Source organism: Pseudomonas sp. GW823-FHT06B06, from assembly GCF_058795195.1.
Genome location: NZ_JBXAHO010000007.1, coordinates 115,675 through 141,535, shown reverse-complemented (window position 1 = coordinate 141,535; position 25,861 = coordinate 115,675). Strand labels below are relative to the sequence as shown.

The following is a 25,861-nucleotide window of genomic DNA, read 5'->3' as shown; positions in this document are numbered from 1 at the left end:
CGCAGAGCGTGGGAACGATCAGTGGTACGGGTTACTCGCTGAAACTCATCCCATGCTTCTCTTTGGTGGTCTTCACGGCTTCCAGCACCGCCAGCAGGCAATCATCACGATAGCGCTCCAGCGCCGAAATGCTGTGTGTGCCCAACTGATCGCTGGTGCCATCCACCACATCGTCGATCAGTTTTTCCGTCAGTTCCGGCGCCGGCAGGTAGGTCCATGGCAACTGCAGGGCGGGGCCGAACTGTGCCATGAAGTGGCGCATCCCGGCGTCGCCACCGGCCAGGGTATAGGTCAGGAATGTGCCCATGAACGACCAACGCAGACCGGCGCCAAAACGAATCGCGTCGTCGATTTCGCCGGTCGTCGCCACACCGTCGTTGACCAGGTGCAGTGCCTCGCGCCACAGCGCTTCGAGCAAGCGGTCGGCGATGAATCCCGGCACTTCCTTGCGCACGTGCAGCGGGCGCATGCCAAGCGATTCGTAGACTTTCATAGCCGCCTGCACGGCTTCGGGGGCGGTATTCTTGCCACCGACCACTTCCACCAATGGCAACAGGTAAACCGGGTTGAACGGGTGGCCGACCACACAGCGCTCCGGGTGGGTCGAACTCTCGTAGAACTCGCTTGGCAACAGGCCGGAGGTGCTGGAGCCGATCAATGCATTGGGCTTGGCCGCGGCGCTGATCTTGCTGTGCAACTCCAGTTTTAGTTCCAGGCGCTCAGGAGCGCTTTCCTGGATGAAATCGGCGTCGCGCACGCATTCTTCGATGGTTGCGACAAAGCGCAGGCGATCCTGCGAGGCTCCGGGCGCCAGGCCTTGTTTCTCAAGGGCGCCCCAGGCATTGGCGACGCGTTTGCGCAGGGCGGCTTCGGCACCGGGGGCCGGGTCCCAGGCCACCACGTCGAGGCCGTGGGCGAGGGCGCGGGACACCCAGCCGCTGCCGATGACACCGCTGCCCAGTGCGGCGAAGGTTTTGATTTCGGTAATGAAGGTCATGGCAATTTCCTGAAGAATTCGATGATTCCCTTGTGGGGCAGACCCTTGCCACAAAAGCCCACACCCACAAGGGGAAAAAGGGTGGGGAGGATTAACCGCGCTGTTTCAGGCCCATTTTCTTGCGGCCCTCAGCAGGCGTGAGCACACGGGCACCGAGGCGGCTGAGGATTTCGCTGGCGCGTTCGACCAGTTGGCCATTGGTCGCCAGTACGCCCTTGTCCAGCCACAAGTTGTCTTCCAGCCCAACTCGCACGTTGCCACCCAGCAGCACGGCTTGCGCGGCCATCGGCATTTGCATGCGGCCGATGCCGAAACCGGCCCACACGGCGTCGGCCGGCAGGTTGTCGACCATGGCTTTCATGGTAGTGGTGTCAGCCGGCGCGCCCCACGGGATGCCCAGGCACAGTTGGAACAGCGGGTTGTCGAGCAGGCCTTCCTTGATCATCTGCTTGGCGAACCACAGGTGACCGGTGTCGAAGATCTCCAGCTCGGCCTTAACGCCCAGTTCCTGGATGCGTTTGGCGCCCGCACGCAGCTGTGCCGGAGTAGAGACGTAAATGGTGTCGCCATCGCCGAAGTTCAGGGTGCCGCAATCGAGGGTGCAGATTTCCGGCAGCAGTTCCTCGACATGGGCCAGACGAGTCAACGGGCCGACCAGGTCAGTGTTCGGGCCGAACTCCATCGGGTTCTCGCCCGCGCCGATTTCCAGGTCGCCGCCCATGCCGGCAGTGAGGTTGACGATGATGTCCACGTCGGCCTCGCGAATACGCTCCATCACTTCGCGGTACAGCGCCACGTCACGGCTGAACTTGCCGGTTTCGGGATCGCGAACGTGGCAGTGAACCACGGTAGCGCCGGCCTTGGCGGCCTCCACGGCTGCGGCTGCAATCTGTTTCGGGGTGACCGGCACATGTGGGCTCTTGGCGGTCGTGTCGCCAGCACCGGTGAGTGCGCAGGTGATGATGACGTCGTGGTTCATTTGGCGGTTTCCTTCAGGCGTGGTGGTCCCGTTCGCAGCCCGTTCGGGCCGCGAATCGGTGGTTCAATTGAGGGTTACTTGCTGGTCAGCTTGAGGTTTTCAGCCGCAGGCTTGCCGTCGAAGGTGGTCACGCCTTCCAGCCAGCGCTGCTTGTCTTGCGGGTGATCCTTCAGCCACTGTTTGGCGGACTCGAAGGCGTCCTTGTGATCCAGCAGCGGCTGCATCATCCGGCTTTCATCTTCGGCGGTGAACGTCAGGTTGCTCAGCAGGCGACCGATGTTCGGGCACTGCTCGGCGTAGGTCGGCGAGGTCACGGTCCAAACCGTGGCCATGCCTTCGTTAGGGCCGAGGGCGTCTTCACTGCCGGTGAGATAGGTCATCTGTACGTTGACGTTCATGGGGTGCGGTGCCCAGCCGAAGAACACCACGGCTTCCTTGCGGCGCACGGCGCGATCCACCGCCGCGAGCATGCCCGCCTCGCTGGATTCGACCAGTTGGAATTTGCCGAGGCCGAACTGATTCTTGGCAATCATCGCCTTGATCTGGGTGTTGGCGCCTGAGCCTGGCTCGATGCCGTAGATCTTGCCGCCCAGCTCTTTTTCGAACTTGGCGATGTCGGCGAAGGTCTTCAGGCCCTTGTCGGCGAGATAGGTCGGAACGGCGAGGGTGGCACGTGCGTCTTTCAAGTTGGGCGCTTCAAGCACCTTGACCTGATTGGCGTCGACGAACGGGGTGATGGTCTGGGTCATCAGCGGGTTCCAGTAACCCAGGAACAGGTCCAGGCGCTGATCGCGAATCCCGGCGAAGATGATTTGCTGGGAGGCGCTGGTTTGTTTGGTGCTGTAGCCGAGGCCGTCGAGCAATACCTGGGTCATCGCACTGGTGGCGATCACGTCGGTCCAGTTCACCACGCCCATGCGCACGTTCTGGCACGACGCCGGTTCGGCTGCCATGACACTGGCGCTCAGCAAAGCGGTACCACTGAGTGCAAGAACACAGCTGCTGATCAGTCGTTTCATTCTCAGGTTCCTCGGCAGTTTCATTATTGTGGGTCCGGTCGTCTGTGCGCCGGTGATGTCACGTTACGCAGCTAATCTGTCATGAAAGCGCACTGCGGCGACCGACTCTTGCACTGCAGCGACCTGTGCTCTTGAATGCCTTCTGCAAGTGGCGTATCAACGTCTTCACGCTACCCGTCGAACGAGTGCGCTCCATGTCCCAGGATTTCTATTTCTTGTTGATGCCGGGTTTCTCGGCGATTGGATTTATCTCGGCCATCGAGCCATTGCGGGTTGCCAATCGCTTTCGCGGCGAGCTCTATCGCTGGCATGTATTGAGCGCCGATGGTGGGGCGGTGCTGGCCAGTAACGGCATGTCGGTCAACGCCGACGCGGCGCTGGAGCCGTTGAAAAAAGGCGCGACGTTATGGGTGGTCGCCGGCTTCGAACCGCTGAAATTCGCCACTCCGGCGCTGGAGCACTGGCTGCGTCGCCTCGACAACGAAGGCGTGACGCTCGGCGCCATTGACACCGGCAGCTTCATCCTCGCTGAGGCAGGTTTGCTCGACGGTCATCGCCTGACCCTGCACTGGGAGGCCATCGACGCCTTCAAGGAGTCCTATCCGCAGCTCAGTGTCACCCAAGAGTTATTCGAGATCGACCGTCGACGCATCACCAGCGCTGGCGGGACCGCGTCGATCGATTTAATGCTGGATCTGATCGCCCAGTCCCATGGCCCGGAACTGGCAATCCAGGTCAGCGAGCAATTCGTGCTCGGGCGCATCCGTCCGCGTAAAGACCACCAGCGCATGGAAGTCGCGACGCGTTATGGCATCAGCAACAAGAAGCTTGTTCACGTGATTGGCGAGATGGAGCAGCACAGCGAGCCGCCGCTGAGTACGTTGGAATTGGCGGAATCGATCAAGGTCACCCGGCGTCAGCTGGAGCGCTTGTTTCGCCTGCACCTGAACGACACACCGAGCAATTTCTACCTGCGCCTGAGGCTGGAGAAAGCCCGGCAACTGCTGCGCCAGACCGATATGAGTGTGTTGGAGGTGAGTATTGCCTGCGGGTTTGAATCGCCGTCGTATTTCACCCGCAGTTATAGGGCAAAGTTCGAGCGGTGCCCGAGGGAGGATCGGCGTACCGCCAAAGCATAACCACCCCGAAAACCTGTGGGAGCGAGCCTGCTCGCGAAGAGTCCGGCACATTCAACATGGATGTTGACTGAACCGCCGCCTTCGCGAGCAGGCTCGCTCCCACAATGGGCAACTTATTTCTTCAGAAGTGCCGAGCAGGCTGCCTTGTACGCCTCATGCTGATACTTGTTCAGCGTCTCCGGCGGCTCAAAACCATGCTTCTTGGCCTGTGCATTGATCGTCTGCGGCGACAGCAGCGTCACCTCGCAATTCTCCAGCAACTGGAAAACGCCCTCGATCTTGAACGTGGTCGGCCCACCGGCAAACTCACCTTTCTTGCTGCGCTTCTTGATCACGATTCGATCTATCGAGTTCTCGCGAACAAAGGATGCGACCTGAGCGGCAAACACTTTGACATTGGCGGCTTCGTCGTCATCCTCCAGGGCGATTTTCTTGGTCGCAAGCGCGACATGGCTCAGCGTGGAACCGTCGAGAGCTGCCACGGCGATGATCGCTTCGCTGCCTTTGATTTCGATGCCGCAGACTTTCATGGTGAATCCCTTTTCTGGCTGAAGGCGTGAAGCTTACAGCTCCAGTTGAATAGCAGGCGTTACTCCTGCCCAATCGTCTCCAAAAACTCCGACCGCTCGTCACTCATCCGCGCCACGCAATCATTCTGCGCAATAGTGAATGCCTTGCTGCCGGCGGTGGCCGGGAAGGCTTCGATGGCGCAGTCAGCGTCGCGGGTTTTCAGCCATTGTTGCTGGGCGGCCTTGATCTTGGCGGTGATCTCGGCCAATTGCGACGGGTTCTTGCCGTAGAGCGACTGCATGCGTTCGTTCAGGCTTTTGTAGTTTTCGCTCAGCAAGTCTTCGGCGGTGGTTTTGCTGAAGGCGGAGCATTCCAGGGTCTGTACGTCGTTTTCGACTTTGTCGCAGGGGGTGTCTTCAGACTCCTCGGCGGCGTGTACGCCGGTCGCAATCAGTGCCAAGGCCAGGACGATGAATTTCATGTGGTTGCCGCTCCCATCCAGTGAAGCATCAAGAGATGTGGCGAATTCTGGCCCAAGCGGATTGCCTTGAACAGGTCGGCAATTGTGCCTTGCGACGACCCTTTGTCGCGGATTGACGCTTTCGGCAATTCCCCTGTCGTTTTTGCACCCGGCTACCAATGCACCGAGGCATATGCTGGCCCCAAAGCGCCGACAGACGATTCGGCGCATGAATCGCTAACAAGGGGACAGCCTGATGAGCCCAGCCGAATTGCACGCCGACAGCATCGTTATCGACGGGCTGATTATTGCCAAGTGGAACCGTGAACTGTTCGAAGACATGCGCAAGGGCGGTTTGACCGCAGCCAACTGCACCGTGTCGGTATGGGAGGGCTTCCAGGCCACCGTCAACAACATCGCCGCCAGCCAGAAGCTGATCCGCGAGAACAGCGACCTGGTGATTCCGGTGCGCACCACCGCCGACATCCGCAAGGCCAAGGAGCAGGGCAAGACCGGCATCCTCTTCGGTTTCCAGAATGCCCATGCGTTTGAAGACCAGATCGGCTATGTCGAAGTGTTCAAGCAGCTGGGCGTCGGTATTGTGCAGATGTGCTACAACACCCAGAACCTGGTCGGCACCGGTTGCTACGAGCGTGACGGCGGCCTGTCGGGCTTCGGTCGTGAAATCGTAGCCGAGATGAACCGCGTAGGCGTCATGTGCGACCTGTCCCACGTCGGTTCCAAGACGTCCGAAGAAGTCATCCTCGAATCGAAAAAGCCGGTGTGCTACTCCCACTGCCTGCCGTCGGGCCTCAAGGAGCACCCGCGCAACAAGTCCGATGAAGAACTGAAGTTCATTGCCGACCACGGCGGTTTCGTCGGTGTGACCATGTTCGCGCCATTCCTGGCCAAGGGCATCGATTCGACCATCGACGACTACGCCGAAGCCATCGAATACACCCTGAACATCGTCGGTGAAGATTCGATCGGTATCGGCACCGACTTCACCCAGGGTCACTGCCAGGACTTCTTCGAGTACCTGACCCACGACAAGGGCTATGCCCGCCGCCTGACCAGCTTCGGCAAGATCATCAACCCGCTGGGCATCCGCACCGTCGGCGAGTTCCCGAACCTCACCGAAACCCTGCTAAAGCGCGGCCATTCCGAGCGCGTGGTGCGCAAGATCATGGGCGAGAACTGGGTGAACGTCTTGAAAGATGTCTGGGGCGAATAAGCCACCGCTCTTCTGAATCCTTTCCTGCGGCCGTCCGCGCCGCAGGCAACAACAAAATTTTTCTGGAGTTAAGTTTCCATGGCCAAGATCGCCCCGCAATTGCCTATCGAAGTCGACAGCGAAACCGGTGTCTGGACGTCCGACGCCCTGCCGATGCTGTATGTGCCCCGTCATTTCTTCGTCAACAACCACATGGGCATCGAGGAAGTGCTGGGCGCCGAAGCTTACGCCGAGATTCTCTACAAGGCCGGCTACAAGTCCGCCTGGCACTGGTGTGAAAAAGAAGCCGAATGCCATGGCCTGGAAGGCGTTGCGGTGTTCGAGCACTACATGAAGCGCCTGTCGCAGCGCGGCTGGGGCCTGTTCAAGATCCAGGACATCGACCTCGACAAAGGCACCTGCAGCGTCAAGCTTGAACACTCGGCATTCGTCTACGTGTACGGCAAGGTCGGGCGCAAGGTCGACTACATGTTCACCGGTTGGTTTGCCGGCGCGATGGACCAGATCCTCGCCGCTCGTGGCAGCAAGATCCGCACCGTGGCCGAACAAGTCTACGGTGGCTCCGAAGAGGGCCACGAAGACGGCTTGTTCACCGTCAAGCCGTTGTAAGTCGAGGAACCCGCCATGGCTTTCGAAGCAATGTTCCAGCCGATCCAGATCGGCAAACTGACCATCCGTAACCGCGTGCTCAGCACTGCACACGCCGAGGTCTATGCGACCGACGGCGGCATGACCACCGACCGGTACGTCAAGTATTACGAAGAGAAGGCCAAGGGCGGGATCGGCCTGGCGATCTGTGGCGGTTCGTCCGTCGTCGCCATCGACAGCCCGCAGGAGTGGTGGAGCTCGGTGAACCTGTCCACCGACCGCATCATCCCGCACTTCCAGAATCTTGCGGACGCCATGCACAAGCACGGCGCCAAGATCATGATCCAGATTACCCACATGGGCCGTCGCTCGCGTTGGGACGGCTTCAACTGGCCGACGCTGATGTCGCCGTCCGGCGTACGCGAGCCGGTGCACCGCGCCACCTGCAAGACCATCGAGCCGGAAGAAATCTGGCGGGTGATCGGCAACTACGCGCAAGCTGCGCGTCGCGCCAAGGCCGGTGGCCTGGACGGCGTGGAATTGTCGGCGGTGCACCAGCACATGATCGACCAGTTCTGGAGCCCGCGGGTCAACAAGCGTACCGACGAATGGGGTGGCACCTTCGAAGGCCGCATGAAATTCGGCCTGGAAGTGTTGAAAGCGGTGCGCGCGGAGGTCGGTGACGATTTCTGCGTGGGCATGCGTATCTGCGGTGACGAGTTCCACCCGGATGGCCTGTCCCATGAAGACATGAAGCAGATCGCCAAGTATTACGACGACACCGGCATGCTCGATTTCATCGGCGTCGTGGGCTCGGGTTGCGACACCCACAACACCCTGGCCAACGTGATTCCGAACATGAGTTATCCACCGGAGCCGTTCCTGCATTTGGCCGCCGGTATCAAGGAAGTGGTCAAGGTTCCGGTGCTGCATGCGCAGAACATCAAGGACCCGAACCAGGCCACCCGTATCCTGGAAGGCGGTTACGTCGACATGGTCGGCATGACCCGCGCGCACATTGCCGACCCGCACCTGATCGCCAAGATCAAGATGGGCCAGATCGACCAGATCAAGCAGTGTGTCGGTGCCAACTACTGCATCGACCGCCAGTACCAGGGCCTGGACGTGCTGTGCATCCAGAACGCCGCGACTTCCCGTGAATACATGGGTCTGCCGCACATCATCGAAAAAACCACCGGCGTTAAACGCAAAGTGGTGGTGGTCGGTGCCGGTCCTGCCGGGATGGAAGCCGCTCGTGTGGCTGCCGAGCGCGGCCACGACGTAACCCTGTTCGAGAAAAAGGACTTTATCGGTGGCCAGATCACCACGGCGTCGAAAGCGCCGCAGCGTGACCAGATCGCCGGTATCACCCGCTGGTATCAGCTGGAGCTGGCGCGGTTGAAAGTCGACCTGCGCCTGGGCACCGCGGCGGATGCGCCGACCATCATGGACCTGCGTCCGGATGTGGTGGTGCTGGCCGTCGGCGGTCATCCGTTCATCGAGCAGAACGAGCACTGGGGCGCGGCTGAAGGCCTGGTGGTCAGCAGCTGGGACATTCTCGACGGCAAGGTTGCACCCGCCAAGAACGTGCTGGTCTACGACACCATTTGCGAGTTTACCGGCATGTCGACTGCCGACTTCCTCGCCGACAAGGGCAGCCAGGTCGAGATTGTCACCGATGACATCAAGCCAGGCGTGGCCATTGGCGGTACGTCGTTCCCGACCTACTACCGCAGCATGTATCCGAAAGAAGTGATCATGACTGGCGACATGATGCTGGAGAAGGTCTACCGCGAAGGCGACAAGCTGATAGCGGTGCTGGAAAACGAATACACCGGCGCCAAAGAGGAGCGGGTGGTGGACCAGGTGGTCATCGAGAACGGCGTGCGTCCGGACGAGGAGATCTACTACGCGATGAAGGAAGGCTCGCGCAACAAAGGCCAGATCGACGTCGAAGCCTTGTTCGCGATCAAGCCGCAGCCATGCCTGGAGCAGAAAGGCGACGGCTACCTGTTGTTCCGCATCGGCGACTGTGTGGCCCAGCGTAACGTGCATGCGGCGATCTATGACGCGCTGCGGCTGTGCAAGGACTTCTAAAATCACACCGAACCAATGTGGGAGCGGGCTTGCTCGCGAAGAACGATAACGCGGTACACCTGATACACCGCGTCGCCGGATTCGCGAGCAAGCCCGCTCCCACATGAGACCCCGCGGTCTTTGGGAGCTTCACCATGCTCAACACCCTTCTTCCCATCCTGATCTTTGCTGCCCTGGGCCTCGCGGCTCTCGGTGCATTGCGACGGGTAAACATGTGGCGCCGAGGCCGGGCCTCGAAGGTCGATCTGATCGGCGGCCTGTTCGCCATGCCCAAGCGCTACATGGTCGATCTGCACCATGTAGTGGCGCGGGACAAATACATTGCCAACACCCACGTCGCGACGGCCGGCGGCGCAGTGGCGTCCATCGTGCTGGCAATTCTGGTGCATGGTTTCGGATTGCATAACCGCTTCCTCGGTTATGCATTGTTGTTGATGTCGGCGGTGATGTTCGTCGGTGCGGTCTTTGTTTACCTGCGTCGGCGCAATCCACCTGCGCGCCTGTCGAAAGGTCCGTGGATGCGCCTGCCGAAAAGCCTGATGGCATTTTCGGTGTCGTTCTTCCTCGTGACCCTGCCGGTGGCCGGTATCCTGCCGGAAAACTTCGGCGGCTGGCTGTTGGCGGTGATCCTCGGGATTGGCGTGCTGTGGGGCGTGTCCGAGCTGTTCTTCGGCATGACCTGGGGCGGGCCGATGAAGCATGCCTTCGCCGGTGCCCTGCACCTGGCCTGGCACCGTCGTGCCGAGCGCTTTGGCGGCGGTCGTTCCACCGGTCTGAAACCCTTGGATCTGAACGACCCAAGCGCGCCACTGGGCGTGGAAAAACCCAAGGATTTCACCTGGAACCAGTTGCTCGGCTTCGACGCCTGCGTGCAGTGCGGTAAATGCGAAGCCGCGTGCCCGGCCTTCGCCGCCGGCCAGCCGTTGAACCCGAAAAAATTGATCCAGGACATGGTCGTCGGCCTGGCTGGAGGCACCGATGCCAAATTTGCCGGCAGTCCGTATCCGGGCAAGCCAATCGGTGAACACGCCGGTAATCCGCATCAACCGATCGTCAACGGTCTGGTGGACGCCGAAACCCTGTGGTCGTGCACCACCTGCCGCGCCTGTGTCGAGGAATGCCCGATGATGATCGAGCACGTCGATGCCATCGTCGACATGCGTCGCCATCTGACCCTGGAAAAAGGCGCTACCCCGAACAAGGGTGCCGAAGTCCTGGAAAACCTGATCGCCACCGATAACCCGGGCGGTTTTGCGCCAGGCGGGCGGATGAACTGGGCGGCGGACTTGAACCTCAATCTGCTCAGCGAAAAGAAATCCACCGACGTGCTGTTCTGGGTGGGCGATGGCGCCTTCGACATGCGCAACCAGCGCACCTTGCGTGCGTTCGTCAAAGTGCTGAAAGCGGCAAAAATCGACTTCGCCGTGCTTGGCCTCGAAGAGCGCGACAGCGGTGACGTGGCTCGCCGCCTGGGCGACGAGGCAACCTTCCAGTTGCTGGCCAAGCGCAACATCCAGACCTTGGCCAAGTACAGCTTCAACCGCATCGTCACCTGCGATCCGCACAGCTTCCACGTGCTGAAAAACGAATACGGCGCTTTCGATGGAAACTACCTGGTGCAGCACCACAGCACCTACATGGCGGAAATCATCGACGCCGGCGCGCTGAACCTTGGCCAGCACAAGGGCGACAGCGTGACCTATCACGATCCGTGCTACCTCGGCCGCTACAACGGCGAGTACGAAGCGCCGCGCCAGGTTCTGCGCGCGCTCGGCATCGAGGTCAAGGAAATGCAACGCTCCGGTTTCCGCTCGCGCTGCTGCGGCGGTGGCGGCGGTGCGCCGATCACCGACATTCCGGGCAAGCAGCGTATCCCCGACATGCGCATGGAAGACATCCGCGAGACGGGCGCCGAACTGGTGGCCGTGGGCTGCCCGCAGTGCACCGCGATGCTTGAAGGTGTGGTCGAACCACGACCGTTGATCAAGGACATTGCCGAACTGGTGGCCGACGCGCTCCTGGAGGATCAGGCCCCAAAGTCGGCTACGCCGGCCAAACGTGAACCCGCGGAGGTGCACTGATGAGCGACATTATCCGCCGCGACCCCCGTGCCGAATGGATCGCCCGTAACCGTTTGCACCCTCTGCACGCCGCCATGCAACCGGCGCAGCACAGTTGGATGGGGCCTAACGGCGTCATTCGCAAGAACCCGCACGGCATCGGTTTCATCGGCCCTAACGGCATCAAGCGAATCGACCGTAGCGGCGCTCAGCAGGGCGGGACGACGAAACGTTCGGCCGCCGTTGAAGTGCAATTACCGCTGCATCAAGTCTCTGCGCCGGCATTCTTCATCTGCGTGGTGCCGGACATGGTCGGCGGCCGCTTGAGCAGTCACGACCGAGATCTGCTGGGACTGGCCCATCAACTGGCCGGCAGCGACGGCGCGGTGTTGGCCGTGGTCTTTGGCGAACATAAGGAAAACGCGTTTTCCACAGCCGGCGTCGATCGCCTGCTGGTGCTGGAAGGCGAAGAGTTCAGCGGTTATGCACCGGAACAACGTGTCCAGGGCCTGCGGGCTGTGGATAACCAGTTCAACCCACGTCACTGGCTGCTGCCGGACAGTCGCAGCGGCGGTGGCGAATTGGGTCGGCGCTTTGCCGCTGCCTTGGGCGAACGCCCGGCCACGCGGGTCTGGCAGGTCAAGGATCAGGAGTGTATTGGTCGCGCCGGTGCCGGTTTGCAAGATCTGGCGCGTCCGGTTGCACGGTTGATCCTGGCCGCCGTCGAATGCGCCGAGCCGGTCAGCGAAACTCGTCACGAAGTTTTGCCGGTGGAGTTATCCACAGCCGTCGCCCGCAGTCTCTCGCGCATCGAGGACCTGGGGGCGGTGGCAGTGGACCCGGCGGCGATTCCCATGGCCGAAGCCGAATTCATCTTCTCCGGCGGCAATGGGGTCAAGGATTGGGACTTGTTCCACCAGGCCGCCGCCGCCCTTGGCGCCACCGAAGGCGCGTCGCGGGTGGCAGTGGACGACGGCTTCATGGCGCGCGACCGTCAGGTCGGCGCGTCCGGCACCTGGGTCACCGCGAGGGTCTATGTGGCGGTGGGGATTTCCGGGGCAATCCAGCACCTGCAGGGCATCGGTGCCTGCGACAAGGTGGTGGCGATCAACCTCGACCCGGGTTGCGACATGATCAAACGGGCCGACCTGTCGGTAATCGGCGAAAGTGCGGAGATTCTTCGGGCCTTGATCGCGGCGGTAGAAGCCTACCGCAACGACGCCAAGCGCGATGCGGCTTAAGGGAAGGAAAGGGTTATGAGCACGAAAATCATCAGCCTGGTGTCCATCGGCGCCCACCCGACTTCCGGTCGACCACGTCGCGCGGAACAGGATGCACGGGCGGTGGAGTTGGGCTTGCAGCTGGCTGGGGATAACTTGCAGGTGCTGCACGCCGGCGACGTTGGCGAACCGGCCTTGCGCGCTTATCTGGGCATGGGGCTGGAACAATTGCATGTGCTTGAACAACCGCAGGGCGCCGATGCGCTTCCGGCGTTGACCGCTTATTTGCGCGATGCCGGGGCACAGGTGGTCCTGACCGGTAGCCAGGCGGAAACCGGCGAGGGCTCGGGCATGCTGCCGTTCCTGCTGGCCGAAGGCCTTGGCTGGCCGCTGGTGGTGGGATTGGCGCAGGTCGAGTCGATTGATGGGGGTTCGGCGCTGGTACTGCAGGCTCTGCCGCGCGGTCAGCGGCGTCGCTTGAAGGTTCGCTTGCCGTTTCTCGCCACTGTGGATAACGCTGCGCCAAAGCCTCGGCAAAGCGCCTACGGTCCGGCCCGGCGCGGAGTTTTGCAAGCCAATGAGGTGGAAATCGTCGACGATGAATTGCTCGCGGTCGCCACCCTGCAACCGGCCAAGCCACGGCCGAAGCGCTTGAAGGTAATCAAGGCCAAGAGCGGCGCCGATCGCATGAAAGCCGCAACGGCGAAAGCCAGTGGTGGTGGCGGACAAGTGCTCAAGGGCGTGACGGCACAGGCGGGGGCTGAAGCCATCCTTAAGTTGCTGATCGAAGAAGGTGTGGTCCGCTAGCGGTCCGTTTGGGGGCAGGTCAATGGCAGTAGAATTTCGTCCGGCAGTGCGCGCGGATGCGCGCGAGATTGCGCGTTTGTTCCAGATTTCATCGGAGGGTGCTGCGGATTACATCTGGAGCCAGATAGCAGAACCGGGGCAGGATCTGTTGGACGTCGGAGCCCTGCGTTACGCCCGCGACGATGTGGATTTCTCCTGGCAGAACTGCCTGATCGCCGAAGCTGAAGGTAAGGTCATTGGCATGCTGCACAGCTACGTGATGCGTCACGATCCGTTCGCGGCACCGGTGACCGACCCGGTGCTGGCGCCGTACGCCAAGATGGAAATCCCCGACACCCTTTATATTTCCAGCCTGGCGCTGCACGAAGGCTGGCGCAACCAGGGGCTGGGCAAGCAGTTCCTTGCCTACGCCTACGACCGCGCAAACCGGCTCGGGCTCAATGGCTTGAGCCTGATCGACTACGCCGCAAACACCGGTGCCCGACGGTTCTATGAGCGCCATGGTTTCCGTGTTGTCGATACCTGCCAGATTGCGCCGCATCCGATGATTCGAGTCACGGGAGAAGCCTATTTGATGTATCGGCCTTGACGGGCTGCCCGGTGGCGGGCGGTCCTATCAGATCTGATAGTGTTGGCTTTAGTGGCGCTTTGTTAGGGTAGTTAACAGTTTGTACCCACCATCTTCGGCAGTGCCGTTAAAACACAGTGAGTCGTTTTAACAAGATATTGCCTGGTTTACCCACAATCCCTGTTAGCTCTTCTGTGGATAACATGTTCGCCCCTCGCTATACCTCTCTAAAACCGTGGGCTGCAAGCCATAGGTCAAATTATAACCAGCATAAGATACGGTTTTTTCACACTTTTTTATCCAAATCAGGCCCCTAGTTGCCCCCAAAGTCTGTTGGCGATTCTGTGGATAAGATGTTCGCTTACCGCTGAGGGCCTTATAAACAGCGGCTTTCAGGCTTCTGGTTAAAAATTGATCAAAGATGGCTTTTTAACGGTTATCCCCTGCGTAAACCCTCAAAAATCGCGGCTTTCAGCGCTTTTCCACAGATGAACAATAGTTGCCCCCAAAGTCTGTTGGCGCTTCTGTGGATAAGGTGTTCGCCATCCTCTGAAGGCCACGTATTTCGTGCTTTATAGAGGTTTGATCAATAAGTGATCAGGCTCTGTGAAAAACCTTGATTCTGGATAAGTCACGGATTTTCTTTGAGTTCTGTGGAGAAAGTTATCGACATTTCCACAGTTGTCCCCATTTGCTGTGGGTGGATATGTGGATAACTTGTTTGCGGAAGGCTGGGAGGCACACAGGGTATAGCTCTGAACGCAATAGATCATATTTCGTACAGTGCTAAAGAGGTGATATGAGATATGAATTCGGAAGAGAACCCGTCCCTGTAGGAGCGAGCATGCTCGCTCCTACAGGGGGCGTGGGCGTTAGCCCTGGACAGGGACGCCTTTGAGGTACGGCGCAGGCTCGGCGCCCAGGTTGCTCAGCAGGCGCTCGCTGTACCAATCCACGAAGTTCACCACGCCGAATTCGTAAGTCTTGGAGTACGGACCTGGCTGGTATGCCGTGGAGTTGATGCCACGCTGGTTCTCTTCGGCCAGGCGACGGTCCTGGTCGTTGGTGGCGTCCCAGACCTGCCGCATGCGGTCAACGTCGTAATCCACACCTTCAACGGCGTCCTTGTGCACGATCCACTTGGTGGTGACCATGGTTTCCTGCGCGCTGATCGGCCACACGGTGAACACGATGATGTGGTCGCCCATGCAGTGGTTCCACGAGTGTGGCAGGTGCAGGATGCGCATCGAGCCCAGATCCGGGTTCTTGATGCGGCCCATGAGTTTGGCGCAGCCTTGTTTGCCGTCCAGGGTCATCGACACGGTGCCCTTGAGTAAAGGCATGCGCACGATGCGGTTACGCAGGCCGAAGCTGGCGTGGGCGTAAGGGATCTTTTCGGCTTCCCAGGCAGCGGCAGAGGCGGCCACGTGGTCCTTGAACGCCTGGTCGGCGCGCGGGTCGGTGACGTCGTCCCATTCCAGCAGGGTTTTCAGCAGTTCCGGGTGCGACGCATTGCAGTGGTAGCACTCGCGGTTGTTTTCCAGCACCAGCTTCCAGTTGGCTTTCTCCATCAAGGTGGTGGTGATTGCCACCTTGGTGTTTTCCATGTCGTACGGTTCCATGTAATGGCTGAGCGTCGACAGGAAGTCATCAATGGCTGGCGGATTCTCCGACAGGCTGATGAAGATGTAGCCACCGGCGGTCTTTACGTTCACCGGCTTGAGGCCGTACTGCTTCATGTCGAAGTCGGCGCCCATTTCGGTACCGGCAAACAGCAGGCGACCGTCCAGTTCATACGTCCACTGGTGGTAGTGGCAGACCAGTTTGGCGACCTTGCCTTTTTCGCTGGTGCACAGGCGCGAACCACGGTGGCGGCAGACGTTATGGAAGGCATGCACCACGCCTTCGGCACCACGAATCACGATGATCGGGTTCTTGCCCACTTGCAGGGTCAGGTAGTTGCCCTTGGCTGGGATTTCGCAGGTCATGCCGGCGATCAACCACTCTTTCTGGAAGATTTCCTGCATGTCGATATCAAACAGGCGCTCGTCAGAGTAGAAAGGCTGCGGCAGCGAGAACGTGCGTTCGCGCTCTTGCAGCATCTGCGCGGTGGCCTTGCGTGCGGGTTCCAGCGGATCGCCCAGGCTCAGGGTAGTAGTGACGTCCATCGTTTAATCCTCAAGGCCATCTGCGTGGCCGGCGAAAGTGGCTAATCAGGTGTACTGCTAAGGGTGCTACGCAAGGTGTAAAGATTGTGTCTTGGTATGGGGCGAGTGTGGGGCCGGCGCTGGCCAGAACCTTATCCATGGGCGACATGGTGCAATCTGTTCCCGACGCGCAAGCCCCGGTCGTTGGGGGCTGGTCGCGATAAGCATGTGAATGTCGCAGATAGGTAAATGGCTGTTTCGCGCTATACGCAGAATCGCCAACATGAAGGCCGACAGTCGGCCGTGGAGATCAGCATGTCCAACAGCTTCCTGAACCCGGTAACCACCCAGACCTGGGCCAATGGTCGGCACATCGTCCGTTGTGTCAAAGTCATCCAGGAAACCTGGGATGTGCGCACCTTCTGCTTTATGGCCGACCAGCCGATCATGTTCTTCTTCAAGCCGGGGCAGTTTGTCACCCTGGAGCTGGAAATCGAAGGCCAGCAGATCATGCGTTCGTACACCATTTCCAGCTCGCCGTCGGTGCCGTACAGCTTTTCGGTGACCATCAAGCGAGTGCCGGGCGGCAAGGTTTCCAACTGGCTGCACGACACCTTGCACGAAGGCCAGGAGCTGGCGGTACACGGGCCGGTCGGGCTGTTCAACGCCATGGATTTCACTGCGCCAAAGGTGCTTTACCTCAGCGGCGGCGTTGGTATCACGCCAGTCATGTCCATGGCGCGCTGGTTCTACGACACCAACGGCAATGTCGACATGGTGTTTATCCACAGCGCCCGTTCGCCCAAGGACATCATTTACCACCGCGAGCTGGAACACATGGCGTCGCGGATCGACAACTTCAGCCTGCACCTGATCTGCGAGAAGCACGGTATGGGTGAGCCTTGGGCCGGCTATCGCGGTTACCTCAACCATAGAATGCTTGAATTGATGGCGCCGGACTTCCTGGAACGGGAAGTGTTTTGCTGCGGCCCGACACCGTATATGAATGCGGTGAAGCGCCTGCTGGAAGCCGCCGGATTCGACATGAAGCGTTATCACGAGGAATCCTTCGGCGCGACGCCGCCAGAGGCGCGTGCCGACGCTGTGGAACACGCCGAACAAGCGGCCGAAGCACCGGAAGTCGACGTGGCGGATCTGCATCAGGTGGAGTTCATCTCGTCCGGCAAGAGCATTCGCGTGGCGCCTGGCGAAACCGTGCATGCGGCAGCGGCCAAGGTCGGTTTGCTGATTCCCAAAGCCTGCGGCATGGGCATCTGTGGCACATGCAAGGTGCTGAAGCTGGGAGGTGAAGTGGAGATGGAGCACAACGGCGGGATCACCGAGGAAGACGAAGCCGAAGGGTACATCCTGTCGTGCTGCAGCGTGCCGAAGGGGGATGTGCGGATTGAGTTTTAGATCATTCGAAAGGAGTGTCGAACAACTTCGGTAGGAGCAGCCTTCGGCGGCTCCTACAAGAAGTAGAGGCGTGAGAGTAGTTACTTGACGGGTGTGGTTTTAACCTCAATCTCGTACTGGTCACCACCAAGACTCAAAAACGTTTTCTCCTTTACTTCGAAAGTCATGCCTTGGTACTTGTAAAAGTTACCTGGCTGAGCAAGTTCCAAGTACCGTTGCCGATCGATGGGTTCAGATTTGAGCGTGGTGCGTTCAGCTTCCATTTTTCGTTCTCCCAGGGTTGAACACTATGGCTTGTCGAGTCTCGACAGGCCTTGCGGTGGATCCCGAAAGACTGCTTAGGCTCCTTTTCAGGTCGTCTAAAACTACTCGCCCGAAGTCTGGTGACGGTACTGTCAGAAATACCAGTGCCGACAAACGGCCAAATCTGTAGCAGCTGGCGAAGCCTGCACTCGGCGGCTGCTACAGAGAGTGCGTCGCGGGCGGGCAGGCGTGTGAGATTAGTGCGACATCACTTCGCGAATATCCGCCGCCAGTTCCCGCACACGCTCTTCTTCGGTATCCCACGAACACATGAAGCGTGCGCCGCCGTTGCCGATGAAGGTGTAGAAACGCCAGCCCTTGGCGGTCAGTGCAGCGATGGCCGGTTCCGACAGTTGCAGGAATACGCCATTGGCCTGCACCGGGAACATCAGTTCCACACCTGGAATGTCGCTCACCAGTTCAGCCAGCAATTGCGCGCAGCTGTTGGCGTGGCGCGCGTATTTGAGCCAGGCATCGTTTTCCAGGATGCCGACCCACGGCGCCGAGAGGAAGCGCATTTTCGACGCCAGTTGCCCAGCCTGTTTGCAGCGGTAATCAAAGTCTTCAGCCAGCTTATGGTTGAAGAACAGAATCGCTTCGCCCACGGCCATGCCGTTTTTAGTACCGCCGAAACACAGCACATCAACACCGGCCTTCCAGGTCAGATCCGCTGGCGTACACCCGAGGAACGCACAGGCGTTGGAGAACCGCGCGCCGTCCATGTGCAGGTTCAAGCCCAGCTCCTTGCAGGTGGCACTGATGGCGCGGATTTCGTCCGGGGTGTAGACACTGCCGACTTCGGTGGCCTGGGTGAGGGTCACGACGCGGGGTTTGGGGTAGTGAATGTCTTGGCGCTTGAGGGCCACTTCGCGGATCGATTCCGGCGTCAGTTTGCCGTTTTCGGTACGGGCGATCAGCAGCTTGGAGCCGTTGGAGAAGAATTCCGGGGCGCCGCATTCGTCGGTTTCGACGTGGGCGGTTTCCGAGCAGATCACACTGTGGTAACTCTGGCACAACGACGACAAGGCCAGCGAGTTGGCGGCAGTGCCGTTGAAGGCGAAGAACACTTCGCAGTCAGTTTCGAACAATTTGCGGAAATCGTCGGACGCGCGGGCGGTCCATTCGTCGTCGCCGTAAGCGCGCTGGTGGCCATGGTTGGCCTGCTCCATGGCAGCCCAGGCTTCAGGGCAAATGCCGGAGTAGTTGTCGCTGGCGAATTGTTGGCTCTTATCGGTCATGGCCTGCTTCCGTGGTCGGGACGCTTATGGTGAAGCGTCTCGTGGTCAATGATGGTGCGCACTGTACCGAAGATCATCCGGGGAGCGCACGGGATGTCACTGTCAGAACATTACAAGGATGTCGGGCAATTATGCACACGGCTACACACTTAAAGCAGCGCGACCGTGCACTGGATTTGCTCAAGTGGCTGGCGCTTTTGAGCATGGTGCTCGATCACCTGCGATATGTCGGTTACTCCGCCGATTGGCTGTATGTGCCGGGGCGCTTGGCGTTCCCGTGGTTTTGCCTGGCGATAGTGATCAATCTGACGCGCAAGCCGGCGGTGGCGACCAGCGGACAGTGGCGCTATCTGAGTTGGTTACTGATGTTTAGCGCAGTGAGTGAAATTCCCTACCGAATGTTCATTCCCAGCCCCGACACGTTGAATGTGATGCCCACGCTGGCACTCGGTCTGCTGGTGGTGCTCGGCTGGCAGGACCGGACCCTGCAGGCGCGTCTGGTCGCGGCCGGCGCCGTCGTGCTGGCGGCACTGTTTGCGCGACAACTGATGTTCGGATTTTTCGGCGTGATGTTGCCGCTGGCGATGCTGCTGGTGATCCGGCGTCCCTGGTATTTCGCGCTGTTACCGGGGGTGGTTTGTCTGGCGGCCAATCAATGGCAGGTGCTTTATTACTCCGTTCGACAGGGTAATGAGGTGGCGATGGCGGCCATCGCCACTTGTCTGATTGCGCCATGGCTGGGGCTGTTCCTGTTGCGACATGCCAGTGACGTAAAACCACCGCCGATGCGGCGCTGGGCGTATGCGCTGTATCCCGTGCATTTCCTGGTGTTGCTAGCACTGCGCCAAGCCCTCGCATAACCCCGGGAAAGCTTGTGGGAGCGAGCCTGCTCGCGAAGAGGGAGTGTCAGGCGACATCAATGTTTCTGACTCATCGCCTTCGCGAGCAGGCTCGCTCCCACAGGGGATTGCAGTTGGTTCGCGGGTCGTGTCCGACCTGCCTTTTCCCGCCATGTCGTAAACGCACCTTTACGTGGCGCGCGTAGGCATTTGACGACTCGAAGCCGGTCATACCATCGCTATCAAAGGGCACTGCCGAAAAGCCAGTGCCTCACCGAGACGAATGGCGCAGTGCCGCCGCTGGGAGAGACGCGATGTTCAGCAAGCAAGACCAGATCCAGGGTTACGACGATGCACTGCTGGCGGCGATGAATGCCGAGGAGCAACGCCAGGAAGATCACATCGAGCTGATCGCGTCAGAGAACTACACCAGCAAACGTGTGATGGAAGCGCAAGGCAGCGGCCTGACCAACAAATACGCCGAAGGCTATCCGGGCAAGCGCTACTACGGTGGCTGCGAGCACGTGGACAAGGTTGAAGCACTGGCCATCGAACGCGCCAAGCAACTGTTCGGCGCCGACTACGCCAACGTCCAGCCGCACTCCGGTTCCTCGGCCAACAGCGCCGTGTACCTGGCGCTGCTGCAAGCCGGCGACACCATCCTCGGCATGAGCCTGGCCCACGGTGGTCACCTGACCCACGGTGCGAAAGTGTCGTCCTCGGGCAAGCTGTACAACGCCGTGCAGTACGGCATCGACACCAAGACCGGCCTGATCGACTACGACGAAGTCGAGCGCCTGGCCGTCGAGTGCAAGCCGAAGATGATCGTCGCCGGCTTCTCGGCCTACTCCAAGACCCTCGACTTCCCACGTTTCCGTCAGATCGCTGACAAAGTCGGTGCGCTGCTGTTCGTCGACATGGCCCACGTTGCCGGCCTGGTCGCCGCCGGCCTGTACCCGAACCCGCTGCCTTACGCCGACGTGGTCACCACCACCACCCACAAGACCCTGCGCGGTCCACGTGGCGGGCTGATCCTGGCCAAGTCCAACGAAGAAATCGAGAAGAAACTCAACGCTGCAGTGTTCCCCGGTGCCCAGGGCGGCCCGCTGATGCACGTGATCGCCGGTAAGGCGGTGTGCTTCAAGGAAGCGCTGGAGCCAGGCTTCAAGGCCTACCAGCAGCAAGTGATCGACAACGCCCAGGCCATGGCCGGCGTATTTATCAAACGCGGCTACGATGTAGTGTCCGGCGGCACCGACAACCACCTGTTCCTGGTCAGCCTGATCCGTCAGGGCCTCACCGGCAAAGAGGCGGATGCAGCCCTCGGTCGCGCCCACATCACCGTGAACAAGAACGCTGTCCCGAACGATCCACAGTCGCCGTTCGTGACCTCCGGCCTGCGTATCGGCACCCCGGCGGTGACCACTCGCGGCTTCAAGGTGACCCAGTGCGTGACGCTGGCCGGCTGGATCTGCGACATCCTCGACAACCTCGGCGATGCCGACGTCGAGGCCAATGTTGCGCAGCAAGTGTCGGCTCTGTGCGCGGACTTCCCGGTTTATCGCTGAGTGCGGTTTTGGAGTAAATGACTATGCAACGCTATTCGGGCTTCGGCCTCTTCAAACACTCTCTCAGTCACCATGAAAACTGGCAGCGCATGTGGCGCACGCCGACCCCTAAAAAGGTCTACGACGTAGTCATCGTCGGCGGTGGCGGGCACGGTCTGGCCACGGCCTACTACCTGGCCAAGGAGCACGGCATCACCAACGTGGCCGTGGTCGAGAAAGGCTGGCTGGGTGGCGGTAACACCGCGCGCAACACCACCATCGTTCGCTCCAACTACCTGTGGGACGAGTCTGCGCACCTGTACGAACACGCGATGAAACTGTGGGAAGGCCTGTCCCAGGACCTCAACTACAACGTGATGTTCTCCCAGCGTGGCGTCTACAACCTGTGCCACACCCTGCAGGACATCCGTGATTCCGAGCGTCGGGTCAGCGCCAACCGCCTCAACGGCGTGGACGGCGAGCTGCTCGATGCCAAGCAAGTGGCCGATGAGATCCCGTACCTCGACTGCTCGAAGAACACCCGCTACCCGGTGATGGGCGCTACCGTCCAGCGTCGCGGCGGCGTGGCCCGTCACGATGCCGTGGCCTGGGGCTTTGCCCGTGCCGCCGACGCCTTGGGCGTGGACCTGATCCAGCAGACCGAAGTGATCGGTTTCCGCAAGGAAAACGGCGTGTGCATCGGCGTGGAAACCAACAAGGGCTTCATCGGCGCCAAGCGCGTTGGCGTAGTGACCGCCGGTAACTCCGGGCACATGGCCAAGCTGGCCGGTTTCCGTCTGCCGATCGAATCCCACCCGCTGCAAGCGCTGGTGTCCGAGCCGATCAAGCCAATTATCGACAGCGTGATCATGTCCAACGCCGTACACGGCTACATCAGCCAGTCCGACAAGGGCGACCTGGTGATCGGCGCCGGTATCGATGGCTACAACGGCTATGGCCAGCGTGGTTCGTACCCGGTGATCGAGCACACCATCCAGGCCATCGTCGAGATGTTCCCGGTCTTGTCCCGCGTACGCATGAACCGTCAGTGGGGCGGCATCGTCGACACCACGCCGGATGCGTGCCCGATCATTTCGAAAACCCCGGTCCCGAACATGTTCTTCAACTGCGGTTGGGGTACCGGTGGCTTCAAGGCAACACCTGGCTCGGGCAACGTGTTTGCCGCAAGCCTGGCCAAGGGTGAAATGCACCCGTTGGCCGCACCTTTCTCCATCGACCGTTTCCACAACGGTGCGTTGATCGATGAACACGGCGCTGCTGCGGTTGCCCACTAACAGGAGAAATCCCCATGTTGCATATCTTCTGTCCTCACTGCGGCGAACTGCGCTCCGAAGAGGAATTCCATGCATCCGGCCAGGCGCACATCCCGCGTCCACTGGACCCCAACAGCTGCACCGACGAGGAGTGGGGCGACTACATGTTCTTCCGCGATAACCCTCGCGGCCTGCACCACGAGCTGTGGGATCACGTCGCCGGTTGCCGCCAATACTTCAACGTCACCCGCGACACCGTGACCTACGAGATTCTCGAAACCTACAAGATCGGCACCAAGCCACAATTCACCGACAAGACCGATAGCCCGAAAGCGGCCACCACGGCTCTGGGAGAGAAGGTATGAGCCAGATCAATCGCCTGTCCAACGGCGGACGGATCGACCGCAACAAAGTCCTGACGTTCACCTTCAACGGTCAGAGCTACAAAGGCTTTGAAGGCGACTCCCTGGCCGCAGCACTGCTGGCTAACGGCGTCGACATCATCGGTCGCAGCTTCAAGTATTCCCGTCCGCGCGGCATTTTCGCCGCCGGTGCCGAAGAGCCGAACGCGGTGCTGCAGATCGGTGCCACCGAAGCCACGCAAATCCCGAACGTGCGCGCTACGCAACAAGCGCTGTACCAGGGCCTGGTCGCCACCAGCACCAACGGCTGGCCAAGCGTGAACAACGACATGATGGGGATTCTCGGCAAGGTCGGCGGCAAGCTGATGCCACCGGGTTTCTACTACAAAACCTTCATGTACCCGCAATCGTTCTGGATGACCTACGAGAAGTACATTCGTAAGGCAGCCGGTCTTGGCCGCTCGCCGACCGAGAACGATCCGGACACCTACGACTACATGAACCAGCACTGCGACGTGCTGATCGTTGGCGCCGGCCCTGCAGGCCTGGCCGCTGCACTGGCGGCTGCGCGCAGCGGTGCCCGGGTGATCCTGGCGGACGAACAGGAAGAGTTCGGCGGCAGTCTGCTCGACTCCCGCGAAAGCCTCGACGGCAAGCCTGCGACCGAGTGGGTTGCCAGCGTCATCGCCGAGCTGAAGAACACCCCGGACGTGCTGCTGTTGCCGCGCGCCACGGTCAACGGCTACCACGACCACAACTTCCTGACCATTCACGAACGCCTCACCGATCACCTCGGTGACCGCGCGCCGATTGGCCAGGTACGTCAGCGCATCCACCGTGTTCGCGCCAAGCGTGTCGTGCTGGCGACCGGCGCTCACGAGCGTCCACTGGTCTACGGCAACAACGACGTGCCGGGCAACATGCTGGCCGGTGCCGTCTCGACTTATGTGCGCCGCTACGGTGTAGCACCGGGCAAGAAACTGGTGCTGTCGACCAATAACGACCACGCCTATCGCGTGGCCCTGGACTGGCTCGATGCCGGCCTGCAAGTGGTGGCCGTCGCCGACGCCCGCAGCAACCCGCGCGGTGCGCTGGTGGAAGAAGCACGCGCCAAGGGCATCCGCATCCTCACCGGCAGCGCCGTGATCGAGGCCCGTGGCACCAAGCACGTGACTGCTGCCCGCGTGGCCGCGATCGATGTCAAAGGCCACAAAGTCACCAGCCCTGGTGAATGGCTCGACTGCGACATCGTCGCTAGTTCCGGCGGTTACAGCCCGGTGGTTCACTTGGCCTCGCACCTGGGCGGCAAGCCGATCTGGCGCGAAGATATACTTGGTTTCGTACCGGGCGAAGCACCGCAGAAACGTGTATGCGTCGGTGGCATCAACGGCGTCTACGGTCTCGGCGATTCCCTGGCTGACGGTTTTGAAGGCGGTGTTCGCGCTGCCAGCGAAGCCGGTTTCGGTGCGGTCGAAGCGACCTTGCCAAAAGCCCTGACCCGTCTGGAAGAGCCGACGCTGGCGCTGTTCCAGGTGCCGCACGAAAAGAACACCGCACGGGCGCCGAAGCAATTCGTCGACCTGCAGAATGACGTCACCGCCGCCGCCATCGAACTGGCGACCCGCGAGGGCTTCGAGTCGGTCGAGCACGTCAAGCGCTATACCGCGCTGGGCTTCGGCACCGATCAGGGCAAGCTCGGCAACGTCAACGGCTTGGCCATTGCTGCCCGTTCGCTGAACGTGACCATCCCGCAGATGGGCACCACCATGTTCCGTCCGAACTACACGCCGGTGACCTTCGGCGCGGTGGCTGGTCGTCACTGTGGGCACATTTTCGAGCCTGTGCGCTACACCGCGCTGCATCAGTGGCACCTGAAAAATGGTGCCGAGTTTGAAGATGTTGGCCAGTGGAAACGTCCATGGTACTTCCCGAAATCCGGTGAAGACATGCACGCGGCAGTCAAGCGCGAATGCAAAGCCGTGCGCGACAGCGTCGGCCTGCTGGATGCTTCGACCCTGGGCAAGATCGACATCCAGGGCCCGGATTCACGCGAGTTCCTCAACCGCATCTACACCAACGCCTGGACCAAGCTCGACGTGGGCAAGGCCCGCTACGGCCTGATGTGCAAAGAAGACGGCATGGTCTTCGACGACGGCGTAACCGCCTGCCTCGCCGACAACCATTTCGTGATGACCACCACCACTGGCGGCGCTGCACGCGTGCTGCAATGGCTGGAGATCTACCACCAGACCGAATGGCCGGACCTGAAGGTGTACTTCACTTCCGTGACCGATCACTGGGCGACCATGACCCTGTCCGGGCCGAACAGCCGCAAGCTGCTCAGCGAAGTCACCGACGCCGACCTGAGCAACGAAGCCTTCCCGTTCATGACCTGGAAAGAAGCCCTGGTCGGTGGCGTGCCGGCGCGGATTTTCCGGATTTCGTTTACCGGTGAGCTGTCGTACGAGGTCAACGTGCAAGCCGACTACGCCATGGGCGTGCTGGAAAAAATCGTCGACGCGGGCAAGAAGTACAACCTGACGCCGTACGGCACCGAAACCATGCACGTGCTGCGGGCCGAGAAGGGCTTCATCATCGTCGGCCAGGACACTGACAGCTCGATGACCCCGGACGACCTGAACATGGGCTGGTGTGTCGGTCGCAACAAACCGTTCTCGTGGATCGGCTGGCGCGGGATGAACCGTGAAGACTGCGTGCGTGATCAGCGCAAGCAGCTGGTCGGCCTCAAGCCGATCGATCCGAACAAGTGGCTGCCGGAAGGTGCGCAGCTGGTGTTCAACACCAAGCAGGCCATCCCGATGACCATGGTCGGTCACGTGACCTCCAGCTACCTGCACAACTCCCTGGGCTATTCGTTTGCCATGGGCGTGGTCAAGGGCGGCCTGAACCGCATGGGCGAACGTGTGTTCGCGCCACTGGCGGATGGCAGCGTGATCGAGGCGGAAATCGTTTCTTCGGTGTTCTTCGATCCGAAAGGCGAACGCCAGAACGTGTAATTGCCCAGGCCCTGTGGTGAGCCTGCCGACGCTTTCGCGA

General features: G+C 60.5%; 22 protein-coding genes. 14 read left to right on the top strand and 8 right to left on the bottom strand.

Annotated features, from left to right (window positions below; all coding sequences use genetic code 11):
* Window positions 1-31: 31 nt before the first annotated feature.
* The 3 genes from AC1Q8Q_RS08655 to AC1Q8Q_RS08645 form a co-directional block, all read right to left on the bottom strand.
* The gene (locus tag AC1Q8Q_RS08655) at window positions 32-997 is read right to left on the bottom strand and encodes an L-carnitine dehydrogenase (RefSeq protein WP_020796081.1); all 966 of its coding nucleotides are present in this window, start codon (window positions 995-997) and stop codon (window positions 32-34) included.
* A gap of 91 nt (window positions 998-1,088) precedes the next feature.
* Complete coding sequence (cdhC, locus tag AC1Q8Q_RS08650) at window positions 1,089-1,976, bottom strand: 3-dehydrocarnitine:acetyl-CoA trimethylamine transferase CdhC (RefSeq protein WP_020796079.1); 888 nt, start codon at window positions 1,974-1,976, stop codon at window positions 1,089-1,091.
* A gap of 74 nt (window positions 1,977-2,050) precedes the next feature.
* Window positions 2,051-2,995 (bottom strand): choline ABC transporter substrate-binding protein, encoded by a 945-nt coding sequence (locus AC1Q8Q_RS08645; RefSeq protein WP_020796078.1) that lies wholly within the window; start codon window positions 2,993-2,995, stop codon window positions 2,051-2,053.
* Between the two features lie 194 nt (window positions 2,996-3,189).
* On the opposite strand from AC1Q8Q_RS08645, the gene AC1Q8Q_RS08640 reads away from it, so the two are divergent.
* Complete coding sequence (locus tag AC1Q8Q_RS08640; RefSeq protein ID WP_020796077.1) at window positions 3,190-4,134, top strand: GlxA family transcriptional regulator; 945 nt, start codon at window positions 3,190-3,192, stop codon at window positions 4,132-4,134.
* A gap of 113 nt (window positions 4,135-4,247) precedes the next feature.
* Here AC1Q8Q_RS08640 and AC1Q8Q_RS08635 read toward each other — a convergent pair whose 3' ends face one another.
* Together AC1Q8Q_RS08635 and AC1Q8Q_RS08630 are read right to left on the bottom strand one after the other, a co-directional pair.
* Window positions 4,248-4,664 (bottom strand): DUF3010 family protein, encoded by a 417-nt coding sequence (locus AC1Q8Q_RS08635; protein WP_020796076.1) that lies wholly within the window; start codon window positions 4,662-4,664, stop codon window positions 4,248-4,250.
* Between the two features lie 59 nt (window positions 4,665-4,723).
* Window positions 4,724-5,125 (bottom strand): lysozyme inhibitor LprI family protein, encoded by a 402-nt coding sequence (locus AC1Q8Q_RS08630; protein ID WP_033044083.1) that lies wholly within the window; start codon window positions 5,123-5,125, stop codon window positions 4,724-4,726.
* 235 nt (window positions 5,126-5,360) lie between these two features.
* Here AC1Q8Q_RS08630 and AC1Q8Q_RS08625 point away from each other — a divergent pair, with 235 nt between their 5' ends.
* The 7 genes from AC1Q8Q_RS08625 to AC1Q8Q_RS08595 all read left to right on the top strand — a co-directional run bounded on the left by AC1Q8Q_RS08625 (window position 5,361) and on the right by AC1Q8Q_RS08595 (window position 13,699).
* Window positions 5,361-6,338: a dipeptidase gene (locus AC1Q8Q_RS08625; protein WP_492614975.1), complete on the top strand. Its 978-nt coding sequence runs from the start codon at window positions 5,361-5,363 to the stop codon at window positions 6,336-6,338.
* Between the two features lie 78 nt (window positions 6,339-6,416).
* Window positions 6,417-6,947 carry a DUF5943 domain-containing protein gene (locus AC1Q8Q_RS08620; RefSeq protein ID WP_020796073.1) on the top strand — a complete coding sequence of 177 codons (531 nt, stop codon included), beginning with the start codon at window positions 6,417-6,419 and terminating at the stop codon, window positions 6,945-6,947.
* Between the two features lie 15 nt (window positions 6,948-6,962).
* A complete protein-coding gene (gene dgcA, locus AC1Q8Q_RS08615; protein ID WP_033044081.1) occupies window positions 6,963-9,023 on the top strand; it encodes a dimethylglycine demethylation protein DgcA in 2,061 nt (686 codons plus the stop codon).
* 134 nt (window positions 9,024-9,157) lie between these two features.
* Window positions 9,158-11,104, top strand: a complete 1,947-nt coding sequence (gene dgcB / locus AC1Q8Q_RS08610; RefSeq protein ID WP_168759058.1) for a dimethylglycine demethylation protein DgcB — start codon at window positions 9,158-9,160, stop codon at window positions 11,102-11,104.
* On the top strand, window positions 11,104-12,324 hold the full coding sequence (gene etfA / locus AC1Q8Q_RS08605; RefSeq protein WP_168759057.1) for an electron transfer flavoprotein subunit alpha: 1,221 nt from the start codon (window positions 11,104-11,106) through the stop codon (window positions 12,322-12,324). The genes dgcB and etfA overlap by 1 nt, the downstream gene beginning before the upstream one ends.
* 15 nt (window positions 12,325-12,339) lie before the next feature.
* Window positions 12,340-13,110 carry an electron transfer flavoprotein subunit beta gene (etfB, locus tag AC1Q8Q_RS08600; protein ID WP_020796069.1) on the top strand — a complete coding sequence of 257 codons (771 nt, stop codon included), beginning with the start codon at window positions 12,340-12,342 and terminating at the stop codon, window positions 13,108-13,110.
* 22 nt (window positions 13,111-13,132) lie between these two features.
* On the top strand, window positions 13,133-13,699 hold the full coding sequence (locus AC1Q8Q_RS08595) for a GNAT family N-acetyltransferase (RefSeq protein ID WP_020796068.1): 567 nt from the start codon (window positions 13,133-13,135) through the stop codon (window positions 13,697-13,699).
* An 851-nt stretch (window positions 13,700-14,550) separates the two neighbouring features.
* Here AC1Q8Q_RS08595 and gbca read toward each other — a convergent pair.
* Window positions 14,551-15,846: a glycine betaine monooxygenase oxygenase subunit gene (gbca, locus tag AC1Q8Q_RS08590; RefSeq protein ID WP_020796067.1), complete on the bottom strand. Its 1,296-nt coding sequence runs from the start codon at window positions 15,844-15,846 to the stop codon at window positions 14,551-14,553.
* 294 nt (window positions 15,847-16,140) lie between these two features.
* Between gbca and gbcB the strand changes: the two genes are divergently transcribed.
* Complete coding sequence (gbcB, locus tag AC1Q8Q_RS08585; RefSeq protein WP_020796065.1) at window positions 16,141-17,241, top strand: glycine betaine monooxygenase reductase subunit; 1,101 nt, start codon at window positions 16,141-16,143, stop codon at window positions 17,239-17,241.
* Window positions 17,242-17,321: 80 nt separating this feature from the next.
* Here the strand turns inward: gbcB and AC1Q8Q_RS08580 are convergent, their stop codons facing one another.
* Complete coding sequence (locus AC1Q8Q_RS08580; RefSeq protein ID WP_168759056.1) at window positions 17,322-17,504, bottom strand: hypothetical protein; 183 nt, start codon at window positions 17,502-17,504, stop codon at window positions 17,322-17,324.
* Between the two features lie 237 nt (window positions 17,505-17,741).
* Entirely contained in the window at window positions 17,742-18,782 is a 1,041-nt protein-coding gene (locus AC1Q8Q_RS08575) for a threonine aldolase family protein (RefSeq protein ID WP_168759055.1), read from the bottom strand.
* A gap of 131 nt (window positions 18,783-18,913) precedes the next feature.
* Here AC1Q8Q_RS08575 and AC1Q8Q_RS08570 point away from each other — a divergent pair, with 131 nt between their 5' ends.
* The 5 genes from AC1Q8Q_RS08570 to AC1Q8Q_RS08550 all read left to right on the top strand — a co-directional run bounded on the left by AC1Q8Q_RS08570 (window position 18,914) and on the right by AC1Q8Q_RS08550 (window position 25,821).
* On the top strand, window positions 18,914-19,642 hold the full coding sequence (locus tag AC1Q8Q_RS08570; protein WP_168759237.1) for a TraX family protein: 729 nt from the start codon (window positions 18,914-18,916) through the stop codon (window positions 19,640-19,642).
* A gap of 293 nt (window positions 19,643-19,935) precedes the next feature.
* Window positions 19,936-21,189: a serine hydroxymethyltransferase gene (gene glyA, locus AC1Q8Q_RS08565; protein ID WP_020796061.1), complete on the top strand. Its 1,254-nt coding sequence runs from the start codon at window positions 19,936-19,938 to the stop codon at window positions 21,187-21,189.
* 23 nt (window positions 21,190-21,212) lie between these two features.
* Entirely contained in the window at window positions 21,213-22,463 is a 1,251-nt protein-coding gene (locus AC1Q8Q_RS08560; protein ID WP_007980419.1) for a sarcosine oxidase subunit beta, read from the top strand.
* Between the two features lie 14 nt (window positions 22,464-22,477).
* Window positions 22,478-22,807: a sarcosine oxidase subunit delta gene (locus AC1Q8Q_RS08555; protein ID WP_008057118.1), complete on the top strand. Its 330-nt coding sequence runs from the start codon at window positions 22,478-22,480 to the stop codon at window positions 22,805-22,807.
* Window positions 22,804-25,821 (top strand): sarcosine oxidase subunit alpha, encoded by a 3,018-nt coding sequence (locus tag AC1Q8Q_RS08550; RefSeq protein WP_492614974.1) that lies wholly within the window; start codon window positions 22,804-22,806, stop codon window positions 25,819-25,821. Before AC1Q8Q_RS08555 ends, AC1Q8Q_RS08550 begins: the two co-directional genes overlap by 4 nt.
* Window positions 25,822-25,861 lie beyond the last annotated feature (40 nt).